The 21,263-nt window shown below is 67.9% G+C and carries 21 protein-coding genes; 10 read left to right on the top strand and 11 right to left on the bottom strand.

The genetic code is table 11. The features are described from left to right. The first annotated feature begins 139 nt into the window (after positions 1-139). Entirely contained in the window at positions 140-400 is a 261-nt protein-coding gene (locus tag BLU17_RS09550; RefSeq protein WP_091996476.1) for a DNA-binding protein, read from the top strand. Positions 401-842: 442 nt separating this feature from the next. After that, a complete protein-coding gene (locus tag BLU17_RS33070; RefSeq protein WP_176928988.1) occupies positions 843-992 on the top strand; it encodes a hypothetical protein in 150 nt (49 codons plus the stop codon). A 142-nt stretch (positions 993-1,134) separates the two neighbouring features. On the opposite strand, the gene arfB is transcribed toward BLU17_RS33070, so the two are convergent. Then, positions 1,135-1,539: an alternative ribosome rescue aminoacyl-tRNA hydrolase ArfB gene (gene arfB, locus BLU17_RS09555; protein ID WP_091996477.1), complete on the bottom strand. Its 405-nt coding sequence runs from the start codon at positions 1,537-1,539 to the stop codon at positions 1,135-1,137. A 200-nt stretch (positions 1,540-1,739) separates the two neighbouring features. On the opposite strand from arfB, the gene BLU17_RS09560 reads away from it, so the two are divergent. Next, positions 1,740-2,411, top strand: a complete 672-nt coding sequence (locus BLU17_RS09560; protein ID WP_245746781.1) for a VC0807 family protein — start codon at positions 1,740-1,742, stop codon at positions 2,409-2,411. Positions 2,412-2,554: 143 nt separating this feature from the next. Continuing rightward, a complete protein-coding gene (locus BLU17_RS09565) occupies positions 2,555-5,050 on the top strand; it encodes an FUSC family membrane protein (RefSeq protein WP_091996478.1) in 2,496 nt (831 codons plus the stop codon). Positions 5,051-5,095: 45 nt separating this feature from the next. Here BLU17_RS09565 and BLU17_RS09570 read toward each other — a convergent pair whose 3' ends face one another. Beyond that, positions 5,096-5,296: a hypothetical protein gene (locus BLU17_RS09570; protein ID WP_091996479.1), complete on the bottom strand. Its 201-nt coding sequence runs from the start codon at positions 5,294-5,296 to the stop codon at positions 5,096-5,098. A 99-nt stretch (positions 5,297-5,395) separates the two neighbouring features. After that, on the bottom strand, positions 5,396-5,857 hold the full coding sequence (locus BLU17_RS09575) for an Lrp/AsnC family transcriptional regulator (RefSeq protein ID WP_091996480.1): 462 nt from the start codon (positions 5,855-5,857) through the stop codon (positions 5,396-5,398). A 92-nt stretch (positions 5,858-5,949) separates the two neighbouring features. Between BLU17_RS09575 and BLU17_RS09580 the strand changes: the two genes are divergently transcribed. After that, positions 5,950-6,594 carry a cysteine dioxygenase family protein gene (locus BLU17_RS09580; RefSeq protein WP_143189204.1) on the top strand — a complete coding sequence of 215 codons (645 nt, stop codon included), beginning with the start codon at positions 5,950-5,952 and terminating at the stop codon, positions 6,592-6,594. Positions 6,595-6,633: 39 nt separating this feature from the next. Here the strand turns inward: BLU17_RS09580 and BLU17_RS09585 are convergent, their stop codons facing one another. The 5 genes from BLU17_RS09585 to BLU17_RS09605 form a co-directional block, all read right to left on the bottom strand. Further along, positions 6,634-9,162: a mechanosensitive ion channel family protein gene (locus BLU17_RS09585; RefSeq protein ID WP_176928990.1), complete on the bottom strand. Its 2,529-nt coding sequence runs from the start codon at positions 9,160-9,162 to the stop codon at positions 6,634-6,636. Between the two features lie 99 nt (positions 9,163-9,261). Further along, entirely contained in the window at positions 9,262-9,915 is a 654-nt protein-coding gene (locus tag BLU17_RS09590; protein WP_091996482.1) for an NAD(P)-dependent oxidoreductase, read from the bottom strand. Between the two features lie 104 nt (positions 9,916-10,019). Continuing rightward, positions 10,020-10,475: an Rrf2 family transcriptional regulator gene (locus BLU17_RS09595; protein WP_091996483.1), complete on the bottom strand. Its 456-nt coding sequence runs from the start codon at positions 10,473-10,475 to the stop codon at positions 10,020-10,022. Between the two features lie 111 nt (positions 10,476-10,586). After that, a complete protein-coding gene (locus tag BLU17_RS09600) occupies positions 10,587-11,057 on the bottom strand; it encodes a BCAL1086 family glycoprotein (protein WP_091996484.1) in 471 nt (156 codons plus the stop codon). Between the two features lie 2 nt (positions 11,058-11,059). Next, on the bottom strand, positions 11,060-11,596 hold the full coding sequence (locus BLU17_RS09605) for a GNAT family N-acetyltransferase (RefSeq protein ID WP_091996485.1): 537 nt from the start codon (positions 11,594-11,596) through the stop codon (positions 11,060-11,062). A 59-nt stretch (positions 11,597-11,655) separates the two neighbouring features. Between BLU17_RS09605 and BLU17_RS09610 the strand changes: the two genes are divergently transcribed. Next, positions 11,656-12,237 carry a DJ-1/PfpI family protein gene (locus BLU17_RS09610; protein WP_091996486.1) on the top strand — a complete coding sequence of 194 codons (582 nt, stop codon included), beginning with the start codon at positions 11,656-11,658 and terminating at the stop codon, positions 12,235-12,237. Between the two features lie 133 nt (positions 12,238-12,370). Further along, on the top strand, positions 12,371-12,700 hold the full coding sequence (locus tag BLU17_RS09615; RefSeq protein WP_091996487.1) for a hypothetical protein: 330 nt from the start codon (positions 12,371-12,373) through the stop codon (positions 12,698-12,700). Positions 12,701-12,764: 64 nt separating this feature from the next. Here the strand turns inward: BLU17_RS09615 and BLU17_RS09620 are convergent, their stop codons facing one another. Beyond that, positions 12,765-14,552, bottom strand: a complete 1,788-nt coding sequence (locus BLU17_RS09620) for a sensor histidine kinase (protein ID WP_091996488.1) — start codon at positions 14,550-14,552, stop codon at positions 12,765-12,767. A gap of 455 nt (positions 14,553-15,007) precedes the next feature. Here BLU17_RS09620 and BLU17_RS09625 point away from each other — a divergent pair, with 455 nt between their 5' ends. After that, positions 15,008-16,210, top strand: coding sequence for an ammonium transporter (locus BLU17_RS09625; RefSeq protein ID WP_091996489.1), 1,203 nt, complete (start codon positions 15,008-15,010; stop codon positions 16,208-16,210). A gap of 64 nt (positions 16,211-16,274) precedes the next feature. Here BLU17_RS09625 and BLU17_RS09630 read toward each other — a convergent pair whose 3' ends face one another. Together BLU17_RS09630 and BLU17_RS09635 are read right to left on the bottom strand one after the other, a co-directional pair. After that, on the bottom strand, positions 16,275-17,024 hold the full coding sequence (locus tag BLU17_RS09630) for an SDR family oxidoreductase (protein ID WP_091996490.1): 750 nt from the start codon (positions 17,022-17,024) through the stop codon (positions 16,275-16,277). Between the two features lie 139 nt (positions 17,025-17,163). Further along, positions 17,164-18,081, bottom strand: coding sequence for a LysR family transcriptional regulator (locus BLU17_RS09635; RefSeq protein WP_091996491.1), 918 nt, complete (start codon positions 18,079-18,081; stop codon positions 17,164-17,166). 596 nt (positions 18,082-18,677) lie between these two features. Here BLU17_RS09635 and BLU17_RS09640 point away from each other — a divergent pair. After that, positions 18,678-19,514: an IclR family transcriptional regulator gene (locus BLU17_RS09640; RefSeq protein ID WP_091996492.1), complete on the top strand. Its 837-nt coding sequence runs from the start codon at positions 18,678-18,680 to the stop codon at positions 19,512-19,514. A gap of 369 nt (positions 19,515-19,883) precedes the next feature. Continuing rightward, positions 19,884-21,263 carry an MdtA/MuxA family multidrug efflux RND transporter periplasmic adaptor subunit gene (locus BLU17_RS09645; RefSeq protein WP_091996493.1) on the top strand — a complete coding sequence of 460 codons (1,380 nt, stop codon included), beginning with the start codon at positions 19,884-19,886 and terminating at the stop codon, positions 21,261-21,263.

The raw sequence follows: 21,263 nt of genomic DNA on the forward strand, positions 1-21,263 counted from the left end.
TCCGCCCTGCGCCGTCCGGGGCACCGCGCAGGTGCGGGGGCGCGGTATGCTAAAGTCGCGCACCTCGAATTGACCCGGTCGGGACAGATCCGGTCGGGCCAGCCCACCCACTTGTGCGCGCCACGCGCGGAGAAACGCAATGAGCAATATCCAGCTCGACATCGAATGGACCGAAGCGGCTTCACGCAAGATCGAAAAGCTGATGCCACGCGGCGGCAATCAGGACGCGTATCTCGCGCTGCCGCCCATCGAATGCCTGCCGATGGAAGGCGACGTGCTGTTCCTCGGCCCGGCGGGCAAGCAGCAGCCGTTCATCGTCGCAGAGCGCCAATATCATCACGAAGGCGACGCCGACTGGACCATCATCCTGATTCTCGACGTCCCCAACAGCGCACACTGAGCCGCGGTTAGATTCCGCGTCACACCGGGTGCACAGAAGACGAGCGCCCTCTCGCGGCCTCCCGGCGAGCAGCGCCAGCATGCTGCCTGTGCGCAGCATGCGCCGGCAGTCCGGACACTCGACGGCAAGATCCACCGGCCAACGCAGCCGTACTGACGCCTGCGATCGGCAGGCATGCGGGCGCCCCACGGACCGCGCGCCGGCGCGCGTCAGGAGCCATGCCCAACGATACGTCGAACGCGAAGCCCCTCGGCCACGCACCTGCTCGCCCAGCTACAGCCGCGTGACGGCGGCTGGGTCGCGCGGTGGCACGGCTGCGCGCTCGAAAGCGCGTTCCAGCCTGTGCTGTCGATCACGCATCAACGCGTGGTCGGATATGAAGCGCTGCTGTGCGCGACCAACGCAGCGGGCCACGCCGTCGCACCGGCGGATTTGTTCGAGCATGGCGAACGCCGAGACGCAGCAGCCCGACGAACTCGCTCGCTGCCTGCACCTCGCGAACTTCGTCGGACAAGACATCGAGACCGGGTGGATCTTCCTGAACACGCTGCCGCGCAACGCACGCGCTGCGGTGACAGGTCCGCCTCAATGACGGCGAGCCCTGCTACACAGCCGCCATCGCGCGCTCGTTCGGCGGAGCGACGCATGTGCTTTGCGCCGGGCTCGGTCCGCACGAGCGGTCGTGGCGCGAATCCGGTCAGGCGCAAGCAGGTCGACGAGCCGCCGCGGCCCGCTCATTCGGATATGCGCCGCCGCCCCGCTTTCAGCTCGCCGTGACGCCCCTTGGCGTCGAGCCGGCGCAGCTTCGAAGCGCGCGTCGGCCGCGTTGCGAGGCGCGCCTTGCGCGTCACGCTCACGCTGTCGATCAGCGCATCGAGGCGTGCGAGCGCCGCCGCGCGGTTCTGCTCCTGGGTGCGATATTCCTGCGACTTGATGACGACGACGCCTTCGCGCGAAATGCGCCGGTCGGCGAGCGCGAGCAGGCGCATCTTGAGCACCTCGGGCAGCGACGAGGCGCGGATGTCGAAGCGCAGATGGATCGCGCTCGACACCTTGTTCACGTTCTGGCCGCCCGCCCCTTGCGAGCGCACGGCGACGAGTTCGATTTCCTGCAAAGGAATGGGAGCGCGGGCAGTCATAGGCGAAAGAGAAAAAGCAGGCCACGGGCCGGCCACGCGGCAGTGTCGCACAGCGCGGCGAAAGCGGCGAGCGGCCTGCCGCGGGCACGCGAAATGCAGCGGCGTCAGGTGTCGAACGCCCCGCGCGTGTTTGCCGCCGCGCGGGGCGTGAACCATACTTCCGTCATACCCTTGAGGATACCTTCAGGAGCACGCCCCCCATGAAGCTGCGTCCAGCATTCGTCGCCGAACTGGCGGTCAATCTGCTGCTTCCCTGGGTCGCCTATCGCCTCGCCCAGCCGCACTGGGGCGAAGTCGGCGGCCTCATTGCGTCGGCTGCCCCGCCGCTCGCCTGGAGCGCGGTCGAGCTGGTGCGCTTCCGGCGTGTCGACGCGCTCTCGGCCGTCATTCTGCTCGGCATCGTGCTCTCGCTGCTCGCCATGGCTTTCGGCGGCAGCACCCGCGTGCTGCTGATGCGCGAAAGCCTCGCCGCGGGCGCGATCGGCATTGCCTTCCTGTGCTCGCTGCTGGCGAGGCGCCCGCTCGTGTTCTATCTCACGCGAGCCACGGTCGCGCGCGAGACGCGCGAGGGCGTCGCGCGTCTCGAGCAGCTCTGGCGCGAGAACGCGCGCTTCGCCGCAGCCATGCGCCTTCTCACCCTGGTCTGGGGCACGGGGCTCTGCCTCGATTCGGCGCTGCGCACCTGGCTGGCCGCCACCTGGCCGATCGAACGCTTTCTCGTCGTCTCGCCGATCATCGGCTACGGCGCGTTCGGCGGCCTGATGGCGTGGACCCTCTGGTATCGCACGCGCATGCGGCGCATACGCGGCATGCGCGGCCTGCTCGGCGACGCGGCCACGGCGGCCAACGCGAGCACGCTCAGCGTGGACTGAGCCGCCCTGTCCGGACGCGATGCGCGCCTGCGCGAGCACGCGGCGAAGCCCCATGCATCGACGGTCAGATCGTGCCCGAAATCAGTTAGACTCAGCGCCACAGTCCGCGGCATACCGTCCGCTCCCGAACTTGCCGGCAGTCGATGCGCTATTCCGTAGAAATCAGGAAATTCCTTTATAGCCAGTACTTTTACGGCGGTCTGCGCATCGCGATCGGCATTTCCCTTCCTGCCGTCCTGTGCCTGGTCGTCTTTCACAAGAGCGAACTCGGCTTCACCATCTCGACCGGCGCGCTCGGCGCCTGCGTGGTCGACATGCCGGGGCCGCTCAAATACAAGCGCAACGAAATGCTCGCCTGCAGCGTGATCGGTTTTCTCTCCGCTTACGCCACCGGCCTCGCCACGTTCAGTCCCATCGCATTGTGGGCCACCGTCGTGCCGCTCACCTTCGTGCTCTCGCTGATCGTGGTCTACGGCAACCGCTGGCCGCAGATCAGCTTCGCCACCCTCTTCATGATGGTGATGACGCTCGAAGAGCATTTCACGCCGCACCTCGCGCTCGTCAACGCGTTGTGGATCCTGCTGGGCGGCCTGTGGTACACGGCGTGGTCAACCTTGATCAGCCAGTTGATGCTCGATCGCATCGAGCAGCAGGCGCTCGCCGAAAGCGTGTTCGCCTGCGCCGATTACCTGCTCGCGCGCGCCCAGTTCTTCGACCTCGACAACGACCTCGACGAGTGCTACCGGAATCTCGTCGCGAAACAGATCGCGGCCGTCGAGCGCCAGGACGCCGCGCGCGACATCGTCCTGCGCAACCTGCCCAAGCTGCGGGCCGGCAAGATCGACGCGCGGCGCGCGATGCACTTCAACCTGTTCATCAACACGGTCGATCTGCACGAACTGTTCGTAGGCGCGCACACCGACTACCCGCTCGTGCGCAACACGTTCGGCGGCTCGGATCTGCTCGTGTTCTATCGCGACCTGATCCGCAAAGCCGCCGCCGATCTCGAAGACATCGGCCTCGCCGTGCTGCAGAACGAGGCGCCGCGCGCGAGCGTGAACGTGAAAGCCGAGCTGCGCGCCATCGAATACGAACTCGAGCTGCTGAGAAAGCGCGACCTGCCCGCCAGCGACCCGGAGGCCTATGCGGCGATCTCGGCCTCGTTCCGGCGCATCTGGAGCGCCACGCGCCTGATCGACCGCATGCGCCGCAACCTCGCGAGCGAAGTGCCGACGACCGAAACCGAGCTGCGCATCGACGAGGCCCTCACGCGCTTCGTGACGAGCCGCCGCGTGCCCTACCTGCAGATCTTCTCGAATCTCACGATGGCCTCGCCGAGCTTTCGCCATGCGCTGCGCGTGACGATCGCCGTGGCGGTGGGCTTCTGGCTCGGGCGCCTGCTGCCGCTCACGAACGCCTACTGGATCGTGATGACGAGCATCATCATCCTGAAGCCCGGCTACTCGCTCACGCGCCAGCGCAATGCGCAGCGTATCGTCGGCACGCTGATCGGCTGCGTGGCCAGCATCGCGCTGATCCTGCTCGTGAAGGACCCGCTCGTGCTGCTCGTCTCGATGTTCGCGGCGATGGTGATGAGCTACAGCCTGCTGCTCTTCAACTACACGGCGAGCGTGGTGTTCACCTCGGCTTACGTGCTGCTGATGTTCCATTTGCTCGCGCCGGGCAGCATGCGCATCATCGGCGAGCGCGCCATCGACACGGTGGTGGGCTGCATGATCGCCATTGCCGCGAGCCACCTGTTCCCGTACTGGGAATACCGGCTGATGGGCAAGCTCGTGCACGACATGATCGCCGCGACGCGCAGCTATCTCGAGGCGAGCTGGTGGTGGAGCGGCCGCACCGGTGCGCCGCAGCCGGCGTTCGCGGGCGCGGCGGCGAGCGAGGCCGCGCCGGGACATGCCTCGACCATGACGGCGTTGGCCGCAAGCGCGGAACGCGGCTCGGCGAGCGATATGAGAAGCGGAACGGCAAGCGCGGCAAGCGTCGTCGACGAAACGGCGACCGCTGCGGCCGCGACGCTCGTCGATTCGCCGACAAGCAGCGCCCCCGGCTCCCCCGTCGCCGCGGTGGGCGCAAAGGCCGCCTCACCTGCCGGCCCGAACGCCGCCGCTACCGCGCCTTCGCTCGCGCGCGATTTTCGCTACAGGCTCGCGCGCAAGAACGTGCACGTGGCGTTCGCGAATCTCGGCCAGGCCTTCCAGCGCATGATGCTCGAACCCAAAGCCGCGCAGAAGTTCGTGCCCGAGCTCAACGACCTGCTCGTGCGCAGCCATGTGCTCGCCTCCCAGATCACGGCCGCCGCCCCGCTCCTGCGCAGCGCGGCGCGGCCCGACCAGCCGGAGATCACGCTCGACGCACTCGAACGCGCCCTCTCGTGCGTGCGCGAAAACCTCGTCGCCGCCGAAGCGGGCACACCGGCGCCGGCCGATCAGGCCGACGTCACGAAGCGGCTCACGCGCGAGCTCGATACGATGGTGGTGGAAGCCGAGCGCGCGCTCGGCGCCTCCGCGGAGTTCACGCAGGAGTTCAAGCTGCTCGCGCACCAGTGCAAGCAGATGATCACGGCGTCCTGGCTGATCCGCAAGGACGCGAGCGTCATCCGGCTACCGGACGAGTAAGCGGGGAGGCAGGCGCCAAACGAAGGAAGCGCACCGCGCGGGGCGTCACTGCGTCGAGTTGCCGGCCTGCGAGGCAGCCATGCTCGCAGTGGCGGTCGCGCTCGCAGCGCCGGCGCCGACGGTCTCGTCGTACTCGCGCTTGCTGCGCAGCGCGTTGAAGAGCACGGTGCCGATCACGAACAGCACCACCACGACGATCAGCACGGCAACGCCGAAGGTGGGATTCTTCTTGCGCGGTTCGTTCATCGATCGTGCCCAGCCTCGAAGAAAGGAAGAGGAACGGGCATTCTACGCCGCCGCGCCTTGCAGACGGCTTGCGAAACGAAGCGCCCCCCCTCGCTACCGCTACGTGCCGCTGCGCACCGGCAAGGCCGTCGAATACTTGAGCTGCTCCATGGCGAAACTCGAACTCACGTCGAACAGCGGCACGGCGCGAATCAGCTGCTTGTACACGCGGTCGTAGTCGTCGATGTCGGAAACCACGATGCGCAGCAGGTAGTCGGTCTCGCCGCTCATGCGGTACGCCTCGACGATCTCGGGAATGTCCTGCACCGCGCGCGTGAAGGTCTGTGCCCACGCCTCCGTGTGCTGATTCGTGCGCACGCCGACGAACACCGTCGTCCCCACGCCTAGCTTGCGCGGGTCGCACAGCGCCACCTGAGCGCGGATCACGCCCGTCTCCTTCAGGCGCTGCACGCGCTTCCAGCACGGCGTTTGCGAGAGATTAACGCGCTGCGCCAGTTCGGCGACTGGCATGGTCGCGTCCTGCTGCAGCAGCTCCACCAGCTTTCTGTCGATGAGATCCATTTCCGCAATTCCCAAAGCGTAGAAATTTATTCTACATGACTGGGGAACGGCAAAAAATAAGGAAAACGCTTTCTCGGCGCAAGCGGCTATAAATGTACCTGTCCGAACCCGAAGAACAGTACGCCATGAACGCCCCCGCCGAACTCGCCCACCCAAGCGCCGTCCACACGGCGGAGCAACACGCGGCCGCCGTCGCGCGCCTCACCGCCGCGCTCGACACCGCCTTCGAAACCTGCGCGACGCCCGCCGACCCATCGCAATGCGCGCGCTTCGCGCGCGGCATGCGCGCGGCGCTCACGCGCGCCCTCGCCGACCCGGCGCTCGTCACGTCCGCGCAACGCGAAGGTAGCGCCCGGACGTACCGGCGTCATGTCATCGCGAGCGACCGCAGCGGCCGCTACACGGTCGCGGCGCTCGTCTGGCAGCCGGGGCACGCGAGCCCGGTCCACGCGCACCATACCTGGTGCGGTTACGCCGTCCTCGAGGGCGCACTGACAGAAACGCTCTATGCGTGGAACGATGCGCACCAGGGCGCCCACGCCGTTCGCTCGCATCCGCGCGCGAGCGGAGCCGTGTCCTTCGGCGGACGCGGGCGCGCCAACATCCATCGGCTATACAACGGCAGCGCCGCGCAAGCCGTCTCGCTGCACGTCTACGGCGTGCCCGCCGAAGACATCGCCGCCCAGGTGAACGACATGCTCCCGCTAGCGCGCGAAACGGCACAGGCCGCGCGCTGAGGCTCATTTACGCATCGGGACTGAAACGAAGGCGCGCGTTCAGCCGCGGCTGCCCGCCGTGGGAATCTGCGGGGGCGCCCCTTCGGGGCCTGCGGTCGGCGGCGGCGCGGGCCGCGGCTCGTGCGACGCATCGCGCGAAACGGCGCCGCCCGCGCGCTCGCCCGGCACGTGCATGTGCGCGGACTCGCGCGCCGCATTTGCAGCGGCCGCATGCGCCTCCCCGGCGTCGCCGCTGCGCGACGACATGTGCACCTGCATCTGCGGCACCGGCATGTCGATGCCCGCTTCGTCCATGTGGCGCTTCAGCCGCGCATTGAACGCGCGCGCCACGCTCCACTGCTGCAGCGGGCGCGTCTTGATCTGCCCTTTCACCACCATCCAGTTCGGGTCGAACCGGTCCAGCCCCCACACTTCCACCGGGCCGAGTATCTCGCGGCGATACCGAAAGTCGGCGACGAGTTCCGCGCCCGTCTCGCGAATCATGCGCGTGACCGTATCGAGATCGACCGAGAACGGCACGCGCACCTCGAACACCGCAAACGCGAAATCGCGCGAGAGGTTCTTCACGATCTTGATCTGCGAAAAGGGGATGGAGTGGATCGCGCCCTGACCGTCGCGCAGCCGCACGGTGCGGATAGACAGATGCTCGACGGTCCCCGCATGGCCGTTGTCGATGTCGATCCAGTCGCCCACCGAAATGGTCTCCTCGATGATGATGAAAAGGCCCGTGATGAGGTCGGCCACGAGCGACTGCGCGCCGAACCCGATAGCGAGGCCGATCACGCCCGCACCAGCGAGCAGCGGCGTGACGTTGATGCCGAGATTCGCGGCCGTGACGATGCCCGTGATCGTGAGGATCGTGACGAGCACGGCGTTGCGGACGAGCGGCAGCATGGTGCGCGCGCGCGTGCTGGGCGCGCGGCCCTTGGCGCGCGGGCCGCTCGGATTGAGCGCTTCGAGAATCGCGGTGTCGAGCACGATCCAGACGAGCCACGCGAGAAACACCGTGGCGACGATCGCGAAGATGGCGTGGGCGATGCCGCGCGCGGCCACGCTCGCCTCGATGATGGCCGCGAGCGAAATATCCCAAAGGCGCGCGCACGATTCGAAATATGCGAGCCAGATGAACACCACGAGCAGCGTGCCGGCGAAGCGAAGCAAGCGCCGCAGGTACGGGGAGCGCCGCCGCACGCGCGCCGGGGCCGGGCGCGTGATGCGCAGCACGACCGCCGAGAGGAAAAATGCGAGCACGAGCAGGAGCGCCGAGACCACGGAGATCTGCAGCACGTCGTCGCGGCTGCCTATGCCGCCGAACGTGGCGACGACCGACGCGCCGGCGAGCAGCAGCATCGGCAGTTGCCAGAGCGAGGCGAGCACGTCGAAGACTTCGGTGAGCGCCTTGTGGCCGTGACGCAGCGTATAGCTGCGGTTGCGTATGAGGTGCGCGACGGGCCGCCGGAACGCGATGGCGAACACGGCGGTGAGGACGGCCGCCGCCATGTTCGCCGCGGTGCTCACGAGCGCGGCCAGGTTCACGCCCAGTTGCTGCGCGACCTGGAAGTTGGTGGCGGCGTCGCCGAGCGCGGCCAGCACCCCGATCGCGAAGAGAAGCCGGCGCGAGCGCGCGATCAGCAGTCGCACGGCCGCGCGCCGGTGCCCCGAGCCGAACAGCGAAAACATGATGAGGCAGATCGACGAAAACACCGCGCCCGCGACGATCGCATAGGCGATCACGAGGGCGAGCGTGCGCCCGAGCGCCTCCGGCAGCGCGCGCTCGACCACGAGCGCGCCGACGAACGCCACGATCCACGGCGCTGCCCGATGCACGACGAAAATAAGGAGATCGATGGTGCGCGGATCGGGCCGCAGGCCGGTCTCGACATCGAAACGCCTGAGCAACCGGCGTTCAAGCCAGCGCAGCGTCGCCGCGCACGCGCCCCAGCCGGCCAGCATCGCGAACAGATCGAACACGACGCGGCCGAAGCTTTCCCCTTCGCGGCCCGATGCGATGTCGTAGAGTTCGTTGGCAGCCGCGCTGAAGCGCCTCGCCCAGTAATGAAGCGGGCTGCGGCCGCGGCGCGCGTCCTCCTCGACCGAGGCGAGGCCCGAGGCGATCGCGCCGAGCAGCCCCGAGGTCCCCGCCACACCCGAAGCGGGCGCGGGCGCCACGTTCTGCGAGGCGCTGCGCAGTTTCTTGAGCTGATTGAGAAGCGCGGTGCGCTGGCGCTCGTTGTCGAGCGTGGCGATCACGCTGTCGAGCGAGCGCGTGAACTCGGCCTGGCTTGCGGGTGACGGCGCCGAGGCGGCCTCTGGCGCCGACGCCCCCGAGGCCGCAGCCGGCGCTCCGGTGATGATGCTCTTGAGCACGGGCAAAACGGGCGCCGGCGCGGCTTGCGCGGCGGCCGGCGACGGCGCGGCAAACCACGCCGCGAACCAGGCGAAGAGCATGAGCGCGCGCATGTAGCGGTGCGCTCGCGCGACGCGCGAGGGCGATGCGCGATCCGCCGCGCCGAAGCGCACGCGCGACGGTCCGGCGCCCGCGCCATCGCGTCCGATGCTGGAATTCATGGCGGAGAGGCAAAAACAGGACATTCCAGTTTAGCCGCACTCCGCCTGCTCGCGCCTCGCGCGTACGTAACAGTTTGTCAGCGCGGGTTTGCCGGCGCGTCAGTAGGCCACCGTCGCGATCTGACGAACGAAGCGGCCCTGCTCCAGTTCGTCGACGAAGGCGATCGCGTAGTCCTCGGCCGAAATGCGGCTCTCGCCCTTCGCGTCGGCGATCAACGTATTGGCGCCCGTACGGAACACGCCGGTGCGCTCGCCGGGGGCGATGACGGCGGCCGGCGCGAAGAACGTCCAGTCGATGTCGCCGACCGTGCGGTAGTAATCGAACGCCTCGCGATGCGCGAGCGCGATCGCCTTGTAGGCGTCGGGGAAACCATCGGCATCGACGAGCTGCTTGCCCGGCGCGACTTCCAGCGAGCCCGCGCCGCCTACCACCACGAGACGCTTGAGCCCCGCCGCGCGCACGCCTTCCACGAGCGCGCGGCTCGCGAGCAGCAGGTCGGCTAGCTGGCCCGACTGGCTATCGGGCGGCGCGTAGGCGCTCGCGACCACGTCGTGACCGCGCACCGCGGCGCCGACGCTCGCCGCGTCGAGCAGATCGGCCTGCACCGCGTGGACATTCGACGTCGTCGCCACACGCGCCGGCTGGCGCACCAGCGCGCTCACCTGATGGCCGCGACGCGCCGCTTCGGCGGCAATGCGCGAACCGATCATGCCCGTGGCACCAAAAAGGGCGATTTTCAGCATCTTGCTCATGAACGACTCCTGTTTTCCGTATATATGTAACCAATAACGTTACATTTAAGGGATGAAAAAACGGGGCAACGCCCCGCTAACGACCTGGGCGGCATGCTTGCCGCTCATGCGCGCCGCGCCCGCGCACGTTCGCGCTTGCGCTCGCTGCGCGCCACGTCGTCCACGACGTCCGCGAGCGTGCGCGCGGCGAGCGACGCCTGCATCGCGCGCTGCGCATCGTCGATCACGCCGCGCAGCGTCTGCTGGATATGCCGCCCGACCATGCATGCCGGGTTGGGCTCCTCGCGATGCATCGCGAACAGTTGCGTGTCGTCCACGGCGCGGTAGATGTCGAGCAGCGTGATCGCCTGCGGCTCACGTGCCAGCAGCGCCCCGCCGCCCGCCCCGAGTTGCGCCGTGGTGAGCCCGGCGTTGGCAAGCATCGACAGCAAACGGCGGATGAGCGCGGCGTTCGTGTTCACGCTGCCCGCAATGACCTCCGACGAAAGCGGCACGCCCTCCTGCTGCGCGAGCAGCGCGAGCACATGAACGGCGAAGGCGAAACGGCTACTCGTATTCACGGCGATCCAGCCACATCCAGGTGGCGCGCCCGCGCGCCAAAAATTGTAACGATGATAATTACATTAATTCGAAGCGTCAACGCACACGGCCGGCGTGCGCCGGAGGCGTCCTTACTGCGACGCATCCGAGGCCTGTCCCGGCGCCGATGCGGCCTCTGCGGCGCTGCTTGCCCAGCGCTGCAGGGAATGGCCCGCGATCGTCAGGCCTGTGCCGGTGGCTGCGGCGGCGTGCCCGAGAAGCGTCTGCGCCGCGCTCGCCGCGCCGAGCAACTGCCCCTGCGCCGACGAAGCCAGCTCCGCCGTCGAAGCGCTCGCCTGCTGGCCCTGCGACGCTGCCGAGTCGAGCTTCTGCTGCGCCGCACCGAGTTGCTGGTTTACGTAGCTCGCCGCCTTGTCGAGCGTTTGCGCCGCCTGCTGCGCGGCCTGCTTCGTGGCGTCCTGCGTAGCCTGCTTCATGGCGTCGGCGGACTGTTTGCCGAAGTCGGGAGCCGCAGCATCCTGCTTGTTGCAGCCGGCGGCGAGCGCCACGCACACGATGAGCGGCGCGAGGCCCAGCGTTTTCGTCGAAACCTTCAAATACATGGTCATCCTGAGAGATTCGCCGCATGAAGCGGCTTGCATAGATGAAAACGCGGCAATGATACGCCGTCGCGTAAAACCGATTCCGCTGAAATGAGCGAAAAACCCGCGCGCTCGAAAACGGGCCGCGACAACACGCTCGCGTCGACGGTCAGCACGGCCGAGCGCGATTCGCGCGCGAGCGCTTCCATCCGCGCGATCAGCGCCGTCGCGAGGCCGCGGCGCGACCACGCCGGCGCGACATAGAGCATCTCCACGTGATCGAACGGAAAGAGCTGCCCGAACGCGACGGCCGCACCTTCGCATTGCGCGACGAGCGTCACGCCGCGCGAGAGCCGCGCATCGAAGGCCGAGAGATCGTCGAAGGCCGCGGCCCAGGCGGCGCGCTGCGACGCGTCATAGTGCGAGGCCGCGAGCGTGTCGACGGACGCGCGGAACAGCGCGGCGAGCGCAGACGCATCGCGACCCGGCGCATAGCGGCGCCAGTCGACCGATTCCGGCGCGCGGGGCGCCGTGGAATGCTTTGCAAAATCGTCAAACATGATGGAGTAGACTGCGTGGGCGCTTGATCTGTTCCACCGTCCACGCCCGGAGACAAACGATGGCCGTCAAAAAGATTCTGTTCCTCACCGGCGACTTCGCCGAAGACTATGAAACGATGGTGCCTTTCCAGGCGCTGCAGGCCGTCGGCCACCGCGTCGACGCCGTATGCCCCGGCAAGAAGGCCGGCGAGCGCGTGAAAACCGCCATCCACGACTTCGAAGGCGACCAGACCTATACCGAAAAGCCGGGTCATCAGTTCGCGCTCAACGCGACCTTCGATGAAATCGACGCCGCCAGCTACGACGCCCTCGCCATCGCGGGCGGCCGCGCGCCGGAATACCTGCGCCTGAATCCGAAGGTCATCGAGCTGGTTCGCCACTTCGCGAAAGCGAACAAGCCCATCGCGGCCATTTGCCATGCGGCGCAACTGCTGGCCGCCGCGGAGGTGATTCGCGGCAAGCGCATCTCCGCTTATCCGGCCTGCGCGCCCGAAGTACGGCTCGCGGGCGGCGAATACGCCGACATCGCGATCGACGGCGCCGTCACCGACGCGCCCTTCGTCACCGCGCCGGCATGGCCCGCGCATCCCGAATGGCTGCGACAGTTCCTCGCTCTGCTCGGTACGCGCATCGAACCCTGATCGACGGGCTCACCGCCGGGCGCGTCAGTCTCCCAAGCGGGACGACGCGCGCCGGGCGTCGATTCGGATTGATCTGATTTCGCCGCACTCCGCCGCTGGCCAGAATAGCCGCCAAATATTCGGAGTGCGTTTCATGAATCTGACCAGTTGGCTAGTCATTCTCGCGATCGCCTTGGCGGCGATCGCCCTTTTCTGTTCGCGCGGCAGCCGCAAACGAAGCTTGACCGACCGCGCGCGCCATGCGCGCGGCACGCGTCTGCTCGTGCAGGCGGCGATTGCGTTATGGGCGGCGCTGCTCACGCTGGACCGCAGCTTCGTTTCGCCGGGCGGCGCGCCGTTCGGGCACGCCCTGAACCCCCGCACCGCGCTGGCCGCTGCGCTGGCGCTCGCCGCCATAGGCTGCATCTGCTCGTTTCGCGCAAGCCGCCTGCTCAAGGCACGCCGCATCTTCGGCGCTTGCTGAGCGTTTTCGCGCCGTTTGCGGCCATGCGGCGCTTCGCCATCCGCAAGGTCCGGGGTGGCCCTGTCTATGTGCTGGCGGGCGGTCTCAAGGCCGTTGCCGGCGCCGCTTCGATCTCGCTTCGGACACCCTCTTTCGCGTTCGTGCCACCGGCTCCGTCGCTTGCGCTTGCGCCATTTCCCCCCACGCCGCCGGATGCCCCTTCCGTTCGCTCCGCCCGTTCGAGCGCGTTGATGATCTGCTCCGCGTCGCCGGGCAAAGGCGGCGCGGCCGCGAGCGCGTCCGGCAACGAAAGATAGAACGTCGTACCCTCGCCTTCCACCGACTCCACCCAGACGCGCCCGCCATGCCGCTCCACCATGCGGCGCACGAGCGCGAGCCCGATGCCCTCGCCCGGCGCGACATTGCCGTGCAGACGCTGGAACGCCTGAAAGAGCCGCGGCAAGCCCACCGCGGGAATGCCGAGCCCGTTGTCGCGCACATAGAAGATCTGCAGCGACTCGACGCCCGGCGGCGGGCTCGCCGTGCCGATCTCGATGCGCCCGTCGCGCGCCGGATCGAGATAATTGAGCGCGTTGCCGATCAGGTTGGCAAACACCTGCTCGAGCGCCGTCGCGTCGCCCCACACGTCGGGCAGCGAGTGCACGCTGACCTGCGCGCCGCGCGCGCGAATCGAGGCATGCATCGCGTCGACCACGCGCTGCACCAGCTCCTGCACGCCCACGCGCTGTCGCCGGTACTCCACGCGCCCCACGCGGGCGAGGCGCAGCAACGCGTCGATGATGTGCGACGCGCGCAGCACGGCCGTCTGCAGATAGCGCAGCGCCTCGCCGATGTCCTCGTTGATGGTCCGCAAGATGCGCTCGCGCGCCTCGGGTGCGAGCGAAGACTTCGCAATGCGTTCGCGCAGTTCGTTGCAGGCGTGATTGAGCTCGCGAGAAAAGCCCTGCAGGTTCACGAGCGGCGCGCGCAGATCGTGTGATACGCCGTGGATGAACATCTCGTTCTCCTGCGTCTGCTGGCGCAGGTTTTCGTTGATGCGCGCGAGCTGGTCGGCGCGGCGCGCGAGGTCGGCCTGGAAGCCGAGGCGCAGCCGCTCCGCCTCGATCAGACGCTGGCTGATCTGGTGCAGCATGAAGTCGAGCTCGGCGATCTCGTCGGCGCCAGCCGTGAGCGGCGCGAGCGGCTCGTTCGCGGCGAGCCGGTTCGCATTGTCGGAAAGCGCGTCGAGCCGCCCGCGCACGCCGCGCGTGAAAAGCCACACGGCAAGCGCGACCAGCACGATCGAGCCGATCACGGCCGTCATCACGAGCGACTGCTGCTGGGCGCGCGCCGCTTCGGCGGCGCTCACCCGCATGACGTCGAGGCGGCGCTCCTCCGTCTGGAACGAGACGATCTGCGCGCGCACGTGGTCGAGCACGTCGGCGGCCACGAGCGCGCGAAAATGCTCCGCGAGGTCGGCGCGGCGCCCCGAGTGCAGCAGGTCCTGCACGCGATCCGACCACTGGCGATAGTTCTGCACGGCGTGGCGGATCTCCACGGCGCGCTCGACCTGCGAGGGGTTGTCGGAGACGAGCTCGACGAGGCGGTCGATGCGTTGATCGACGTCCATCCACATCGATACGGGCGTCGAATACCCGGTGTCGTTGGCCGCCACCGCGCCGCGCAATTGCACCGACTCGACCAGCACCGGTTCGAGCACGCGCGAAGCCTGCGCGAGCACCGCCTGGCTGTGCTGGCCCCAACGCTCGGCAGCGGCGGCGTCGGCCTCGGCCTTCACGATGGCCGACAGCAAGCTCAGTTCGAAGACGGCGGGAATCGCGATCAGCAGAAGCCCTTTGGTCGTGAGACGCATTACGGCATGACGTGGCGCGTGCGGAGCGGCCGGACGCGCGCGAGGTGGCGATCCGGCCATTATGTCGGCGTTTGCGCTCCGCGTGCGGCCGGACTGCGAATGCGGGGACTAGCGTGGAATCCATGCCACGCCCGCCGTTCGCGCGCATGACGGCCAAAATATTTCGTTTAGCCGACAACCCCTCGACACGGAAAGGAAAATCGAATTTGCCGCCCCATTGTGGCGCGCAATTTCCCCACGTTTGCGCGCACGCCCCGGAATTGTGCCGCGACGCAGTGCACGCGTTCCGGGCGTCCGCACCATCTTCGCAGGTCCCGGGGTGCGGCCGCTTCCCGCTTCGGTGCACGTGCGCACCGGCTTAAGCCCTCCCGAACCGGCGGATCACCAGTTTGGCGCCAAAGCTGGCCCGCATCTTGCTCGTTATGCGCCCATTTTGGGCAAACCGACTAAGCCAGATGGACAATCTCAAGACCGGCACCGACACGCTGTTTTTGCTGCTGGGCGCAGCCATGGTGCTCGCCATGCACGCGGGGTTCGCGTTTCTCGAACTCGGCACCGTGCGCAAGAAGAACCAGGTCAACGCCCTGGTGAAGATCCTCGTCGATTTTTCCATTTCGACGATCGCCTATTTCTTCATCGGCTATACGCTCGCCTACGGCGTGCAGTTCTTCTCGCACGCCGACGTGCTCGCCGGGCACAACGGCTACGCGCTCGTGCGCTTCTTCTTCCTGCTCACCTTCGCGGCGGCGATTCCGGCCATCGTGTCGGGCGGCATTGCGGAGCGCTCGAAGTTCAATCCGCAGCTTTTCGCGACGTTCGTGATCGTCGGGTTCGTCTACCCGTTCTTCGAAGGGATGGTGTGGAACAACCGCCTCGGTTTCGAAGATGCGATCACGCACGTGTTCGGCGTGCCGTTCCATGACTTCGCGGGCTCGGTGGTCGTGCACGCATTCGGCGGCTGGGTGGCGCTGCCCGCCGTGCTGCTGCTCGGACCGCGCCATGGCCGCTATACGCGCGACGGGCGCATTGCCGCGCATCCGCCCTCGAACATTCCGTTTCTCGCGCTCGGCGCATGGGTGCTCGCGGTCGGCTGGTTCGGCTTCAACGTAATGAGCGCGCAAACCATCGACAAGATCAGCGGCCTCGTCGCCGTCAACTCGCTGATGGCCATGGTGGGCGGCACGCTCGCCGCCTGGCTCGCGGGCCGCAACGACCCCGGCTTCACCTACAACGGGCCGCTGGCGGGCCTCGTGGCCGTATGCGCGGGCTCGGACGTGATGCACCCGCTGGGCGCGCTCGCGACGGGCGCGGTGGCGGGCGTGCTGTTCGTCTACATGTTCACCTGCGTGCAGAACCGCTGGCGCATCGACGACGTGCTCGGCGTGTGGCCGCTGCACGGCCTGTGCGGCGCGTGGGGCGGCATCGCCGCGGGCATCTTCGGCGCGCGCTGGCTCGGCGGCATCGGCGGCGTGTCGCTCGGCGCGCAGGTCGTGGGGACGATTGCGGGCATCGTGATCGCCTTCGTCGGCGGACTCGTGGTGTATGGCCTGCTGCGCAAGTTCGTGGGGCTGCGCATCGATCGCGAAGAAGAATTCAACGGCACCGATCTTTCGATCCACAAGATCACCGCCACGCCGGAACGCGAAACGGTGTCGTGACTGACCGGGACCGCGGGCGGCGCCCTGCCGCCCGCCTGTCCGGCCCGACCCGCGCGCGGCACGCTCAAAGCTGGCCCATCCCGCCGTCGACGATCACCTCGGTGCCGATCATGAACGCCGACTCCGCCGCGCTCAGATGGAGCACCGTCGACGCAACTTCCTCTGCGCTGGCGAAGCGCTTGAGCGGCACCAGCGCGCGGATCGACTCGGCCGCCGCCTCGAGCGCGGCGGCGTCCATGCCAAACTTGTCGTAGAGCGGCGTCTTGACCGGCCCCGGGCTCACCACGTTCACGCGAATGCCGCGCGGCAGCAGTTCGGCGGAGAGCGTCTTCGCGAACGAGATCAGCGCGGCCTTGCTCGCCGCGTAGACCGACGAAGTCGGCATGCCGATATGCGCATTGATCGAGCCGTTGAGCACGATGGCCGCGCCGTCGCTGAGCACCGGCAAAAGCGCCTGAAGCTGGAAGTACGCGCCCTTCACGTTGGTGTCGAACGTGAGGTCCCAGAGCGCTTCGTTCACTTGCTCGAACGGGGCGAGCTTCGCCACCCCGGCGTTGACGAACACGACATCGAGTCGCAGGCCGGCTTCGCGCACCGCCGCGGCCAGTTCGCGAGCGGCGGCGAGCGAAGCGGCGTCGTTGCGCCATGCGAGCGAATTGGGCCCGAGCGCGAGGCGCGCGGCTTCGAGCCCGGCTTCGTCGCGGCCCGTAACGATCACGCGCGCGCCTTCGGCGGCATAGGCCTGCGCGGCGGCGAGGCCAATGCCGCTGGTGCCGCCGGTTACGAGGACAGTTTTGTTTGCAAAGCGGTTCATGACGTTCTCCTGTAAGAGGATGGTCTCGCTGCGAGACCGTGACGCCATGTTGCCGCGCGCCGCGGCGCCTGCCGTACGACGCGCCTGGCGCAAACGTTCGAAGCCGTCGAACGTCGTGTCGTGACACCGGCTGGCCGCCTCAGCCAGCTACCGCCACGCCCTCGACGAGGCGCTTCGCGAGACGCGGCTCGCGCAACGTGTCGATCCACCATTGCAGGGCGCGTCCCACCGGCTCGCCGCGCCACGCCACGTAGAGCACGTTCGGCTCGCGCGGGCTCGCCGTGGCCTTCTCGACCAGTTCGCCGCGCTCGATCAGTTTCGCCGCGCGCCGGCGCGGCACCCAGCCCACGCCGAAGCCCTCGCGCTGCGCGAGGATCTTCGCGCGCATCGAGGGCACCGCCAGCACGTCCTGGCCACCGAGCAGTCCGTAGGCGCGCCCGGGCGTGAGCCGCGCCGAATCGCCGACCGCCACGCCACGCTCGGCCAGAATGCGCTCCCGCGAGAGCGGCTCCTTTTCGCGCGCAAGCGGATGCCTCGGCGCAACCGCGAACGTCCACTCCATCACGCCGAGCTCGAACCAGTGGAGCCCGTCGATGGCGGGCGGCTCGTTGGTTGCGCCGATGATGAGATCGGCCCGCCCGTCGCGCAACGCCTCCCAGGTTCCCGAGAGCACTTCGTGCGTGAAGCGCAGCCTGACGCCGGACCGCAGCGCGTCGAAATCGCGGATGAGCGGCATCAGCAGCTCGAATTCGATAATTTCGTCGCTGACGATCCGCAGGCGGTCTTCCCAGCCGTTCGCGACCTGCCGGACGCGCTGCGTCATGCGCGCCACGTCCCGCATCAGGCGCCCCGCCTCCTCGGCGAGCAGATGGCCGGCCGGCGTGAGCTGCAGACGATAGCGCCGGCGGTCGAAGAGCAGCGCGTCGAAGCGCGCTTCGAGCTGGCGCGCGGCATGCGAAACCGTGGAGGGCGCCTTGTTCAGGCGCGCGGCGGCGCGCGTGAGGCTGCCAGTTTCGCGGATGGCGTCGAGCAAAGCCAGTTCCTCTTCGGAAAGCATGTGCCACTCCATCGAACGGGTGATCCGGCGATGGTACGGCAGGTTGCCGATACGAGAAACGCGCGAGGCGGCCCGGAAAACGGCCGCAACACTGGCACGATCGGGCGCGTGATTTGCGCGCCGTCTCGGGGCATTCAAGATGCCCGACGCCGTGAAACCCTTCGGCGTAAAAGCCGGACAAAAAAAAGCGCCACGTTCGCACGTGGCGCTTTGAAAAGTTCTAGCCATTCCGAGGGCCGTGCTAGAACCTGAGAGACGGTTTTCGGCCTTTTCGCGCTCCCACACCGGAAACTATGCGTAATGCATAGCACGGGATACATAAAAACCCGCAAGTTTTGCGGGGTTGCAGCGATTTACCGAAATCGGGTTCCATTTTTTACCTACGTGATGACTAAGTCAAGCAAAATCTCGCCAAAATACGCGATTCATCAACCATCCCGCGTCGGCTACAATCGCCTGGTGCTATGCGCCCTAATTTGGGGCGCACGGTCCTGACCGGGCACAAAAAAACGCGGCGCCCAAGGCGTCTACATCGGCCCAAGGCCATGCCGCGCAAATCCTGAATGTGAAATTCTGTTTCGGAAAATTGCCCGCCGATGAACTCCGCATCCGATCCGCGCACTCGCGACGAAACGCTCCGCGACAAGGACGGCGCCACCGACGAAGTCACCGCGCTCGCCCGCGGCCTCGCCGTGCTGCGCTGCGTAGCGGCTGCCGACGCGCCGCTCAGCAACCGTGAGCTGACCGAACTGACGGGCATCCCGAAGCCCACCCTCTCGCGGCTCACCGGTACGCTCGTGAGCACGGGCTTTCTCGCGCGGCTTCCCGACAGCGAGCGCTTCGTGCTCACGTCGTCGGTGCTGGAGCTCTCCAACGGCTTCCTGCGCAATTCCGACATTCGCAGCCGGGCGCGGCCCTTTCTCATGCGCCTTGCCGAGCGCACCGCCCTCTCGGTGCACCTCGCCGTGCGCGACCGTCTCGACATGGTGGTGATCGACGCGATCCGGCCGCGCACGGCGGTCCTCGTCACGCGCCTCGAAGTCGGCTCGCGCATCGACATGGTCCGCACCTCAGTCGGACGCGCTTACCTCGCTGCGCTCGACCCGCACGCGCGCGCGGAACTCACGGCCGCGCTGCAGGCCTCGACGGGCAGCGACTGGGGAGTCGTCGGCAGCCGGCTCGACGCCGCGGTCGCCGAAACCGGGGCGCACGGCTACGGTCTCGCGATCGGCGAGTGGTACGAAGGGCTCAACGCGATTGCCACGGCGTTTGCCGGCCCCAATGACGAAATCTACGCCGTCAACTGCGGCGGGGCCTCGCAGCTATGCCCGCGCGAGTGGCTCGTGGCCCATGTCGTGCCGCTGTTGCGCGAATGCGTCGCGCGCATCGCCGGGGAAATCGGCGGGACCTTGCGCCTGCCCCATGCGACCTGATCGCCAGCGCCCTCGTCTTACGGAAAACCGACAGCAGGTGTAACGCTGGTAACGTCTCGAAAGAATCGGCGCTGGACTGTAACGAAGGGCGCACCGTAGCATCATGCTTTTCGGCGACAAGGGCCGCCAGCGAGCGCCTGCGCCGCGCCCGCCGCCCTTCGCGCGGTTCGCCAGCCAGCCGCGCGCCGACCCGATCCCACGGCGCGGGCATTCGGGCCAGGCCGCCGCGCCACCCGACATCAAGCTTGCGCGCGATATGCATAGCATCGGCGCTCGCGCGGCACGTCCGCGGCGCCGTCCGCCTCGTCGCCGGCAAAACCGTAATCCGCTCACACGAGAGCCCTCGAGAACCCGTTACCGACCTGACCGATGGATCAACAAGAAAAGCGCCCGGATTCCCCCCGTCGAGAAACGCCGCCGCAGTCTCCTGCACCGGCCGCGCCCGCCGCCGCCTCGCGCGGCCGCAGGGGCAAGTTCATCGCGCTCGGCGTCGTGATCGTGGTCGCCGGCATCGTCCTCGCGCGCTGGCAGCCGTGGAACAAGGCGCTTTCGGGCGGCAACGCACCCCCCGCGAGCGGCGCGCGCATGCGTCACGGCGGCCCGGGCGCAATGGCCAACATGGCGCAGCCCGTGAGCGTGGCCACGGCCAGGGCCGGCGACATGCCCATCGTCATCACCGCGCTCGGCACGGTCACCCCGCTCGCGGACGTCACGGTGCGCACGCAACTTTCCGGCACGCTGCAGGACGTCTCCTTCCAGGAAGGCCAGATGGTGAAAAAGGGCGACGTGCTCGCGCAAATCGACCCGCGCCCCTATCAGATCTCGCTCGCCAACGCCGAAGGCCAGCTCGCGCGCGACGAGGCGCTGCTCGCGACGGCGCGCCTCGACCTCAAGCGCTACCAGACGCTGCTCTCGCAAGACTCGATCGCGAGCCAGCAGGTCGACACCCAGGCGTCGCTCGTCAAGCAGTACGAGGGCACCGTCAAGTCCGATCGGGCCAACATCGATACCTACAAGCTCGACCTCGCCTACGCGCGCATCACCGCGCCGGTGTCGGGCCGCGTCGGCCTGCGCCAGGTCGATCCGGGCAACTACGTCACGCCCGGCGACACCAACGGCATCGTCGTGCTCACGCAGCTCGAGCCGATCAGCGTGATCTTCACGACGTCGGAGGACAACCTGCCTTCCATCATGAAGCAGCTGCGCGCGGGCACGAAGCTGTCGGTCACCGCCTATGACCGCAGCAACACCACGATGCTCGAAGCCGGGTCGCTGCAGACCATCGACAACCAGATCGACACCACGACCGGCACCGTGAAGCTGCGCGCGAGCTTCGCGAACCACGAGCAGGCGCTCTTCCCGAACCAGTTCGTGAACGCACGCCTGCTCGTCGACACGATCCACAACGCCGTGATCGTGCCCACGTCGGCCGTGCTCAACGGTTCGCAGGGGCAGTACGTCTACGTCGTGAAGCCCGACAACACCGTCACCGTGCGGCTCGTGAAAGTGGGCCCCGTCGATGCCGAGCGCACCAGCATCGCCTCGGGTCTCGCCGTCGGCGAGCGTGTCGTGACCGACGGTTCCGACCGTCTGCGCGAAGGCGCGAAGATCACGATTCCCGCCGAGCGGCCGCAGCACGCATCCGGGGCGTCGGGCGCGAAGGGCGCCTCGCGGGCCGGCGCGGCCTCGGGCGCTTCGGGTGCTCACCACGGCCGTCGCCGTCACGCCTCTGAGGCTTCGGGCCAGTAA

The sequence above is a fragment of the Paraburkholderia lycopersici genome (genome assembly GCF_900096975.1).
GTDB lineage: Bacteria > Pseudomonadota > Gammaproteobacteria > Burkholderiales > Burkholderiaceae > Paraburkholderia > Paraburkholderia lycopersici.

What these genes read in the sequence shown, in the direction of transcription:
- BLU17_RS09585 (WP_176928990.1), bottom strand. Translation starts at nt 9,162, where the DNA reads ATGAATTCCAGCATCGGACGCGATGGCGCGGGCGCCGGACCGTCGCGC.
- BLU17_RS09580 (WP_143189204.1), top strand. Translation starts at nt 5,950, where the DNA reads ATGTACCTGTCCGAACCCGAAGAACAGTACGCCATGAACGCCCCCGCC.
- BLU17_RS09565 (WP_091996478.1), top strand. Translation starts at nt 2,555, where the DNA reads ATGCGCTATTCCGTAGAAATCAGGAAATTCCTTTATAGCCAGTACTTT.
- BLU17_RS09560 (WP_245746781.1), top strand. Translation starts at nt 1,740, where the DNA reads ATGAAGCTGCGTCCAGCATTCGTCGCCGAACTGGCGGTCAATCTGCTG.
- BLU17_RS09620 (WP_091996488.1), bottom strand. Translation starts at nt 14,552, where the DNA reads ATGCGTCTCACGACCAAAGGGCTTCTGCTGATCGCGATTCCCGCCGTC.
- BLU17_RS09600 (WP_091996484.1), bottom strand. Translation starts at nt 11,057, where the DNA reads ATGTATTTGAAGGTTTCGACGAAAACGCTGGGCCTCGCGCCGCTCATC.
- arfB (WP_091996477.1), bottom strand. Translation starts at nt 1,539, where the DNA reads ATGACTGCCCGCGCTCCCATTCCTTTGCAGGAAATCGAACTCGTCGCC.
- BLU17_RS09635 (WP_091996491.1), bottom strand. Translation starts at nt 18,081, where the DNA reads ATGCTTTCCGAAGAGGAACTGGCTTTGCTCGACGCCATCCGCGAAACT.
- BLU17_RS09605 (WP_091996485.1), bottom strand. Translation starts at nt 11,596, where the DNA reads ATGTTTGACGATTTTGCAAAGCATTCCACGGCGCCCCGCGCGCCGGAA.
- BLU17_RS09615 (WP_091996487.1), top strand. Translation starts at nt 12,371, where the DNA reads ATGAATCTGACCAGTTGGCTAGTCATTCTCGCGATCGCCTTGGCGGCG.
- BLU17_RS33070 (WP_176928988.1), top strand. Translation starts at nt 843, where the DNA reads ATGGCGAACGCCGAGACGCAGCAGCCCGACGAACTCGCTCGCTGCCTG.
- BLU17_RS09630 (WP_091996490.1), bottom strand. Translation starts at nt 17,024, where the DNA reads ATGAACCGCTTTGCAAACAAAACTGTCCTCGTAACCGGCGGCACCAGC.
- BLU17_RS09645 (WP_091996493.1), top strand. Translation starts at nt 19,884, where the DNA reads ATGGATCAACAAGAAAAGCGCCCGGATTCCCCCCGTCGAGAAACGCCG.
- BLU17_RS09610 (WP_091996486.1), top strand. Translation starts at nt 11,656, where the DNA reads ATGGCCGTCAAAAAGATTCTGTTCCTCACCGGCGACTTCGCCGAAGAC.
- BLU17_RS09640 (WP_091996492.1), top strand. Translation starts at nt 18,678, where the DNA reads ATGAACTCCGCATCCGATCCGCGCACTCGCGACGAAACGCTCCGCGAC.
- BLU17_RS09550 (WP_091996476.1), top strand. Translation starts at nt 140, where the DNA reads ATGAGCAATATCCAGCTCGACATCGAATGGACCGAAGCGGCTTCACGC.
- BLU17_RS09625 (WP_091996489.1), top strand. Translation starts at nt 15,008, where the DNA reads ATGGACAATCTCAAGACCGGCACCGACACGCTGTTTTTGCTGCTGGGC.
- BLU17_RS09570 (WP_091996479.1), bottom strand. Translation starts at nt 5,296, where the DNA reads ATGAACGAACCGCGCAAGAAGAATCCCACCTTCGGCGTTGCCGTGCTG.
- BLU17_RS09590 (WP_091996482.1), bottom strand. Translation starts at nt 9,915, where the DNA reads ATGAGCAAGATGCTGAAAATCGCCCTTTTTGGTGCCACGGGCATGATC.
- BLU17_RS09575 (WP_091996480.1), bottom strand. Translation starts at nt 5,857, where the DNA reads ATGGATCTCATCGACAGAAAGCTGGTGGAGCTGCTGCAGCAGGACGCG.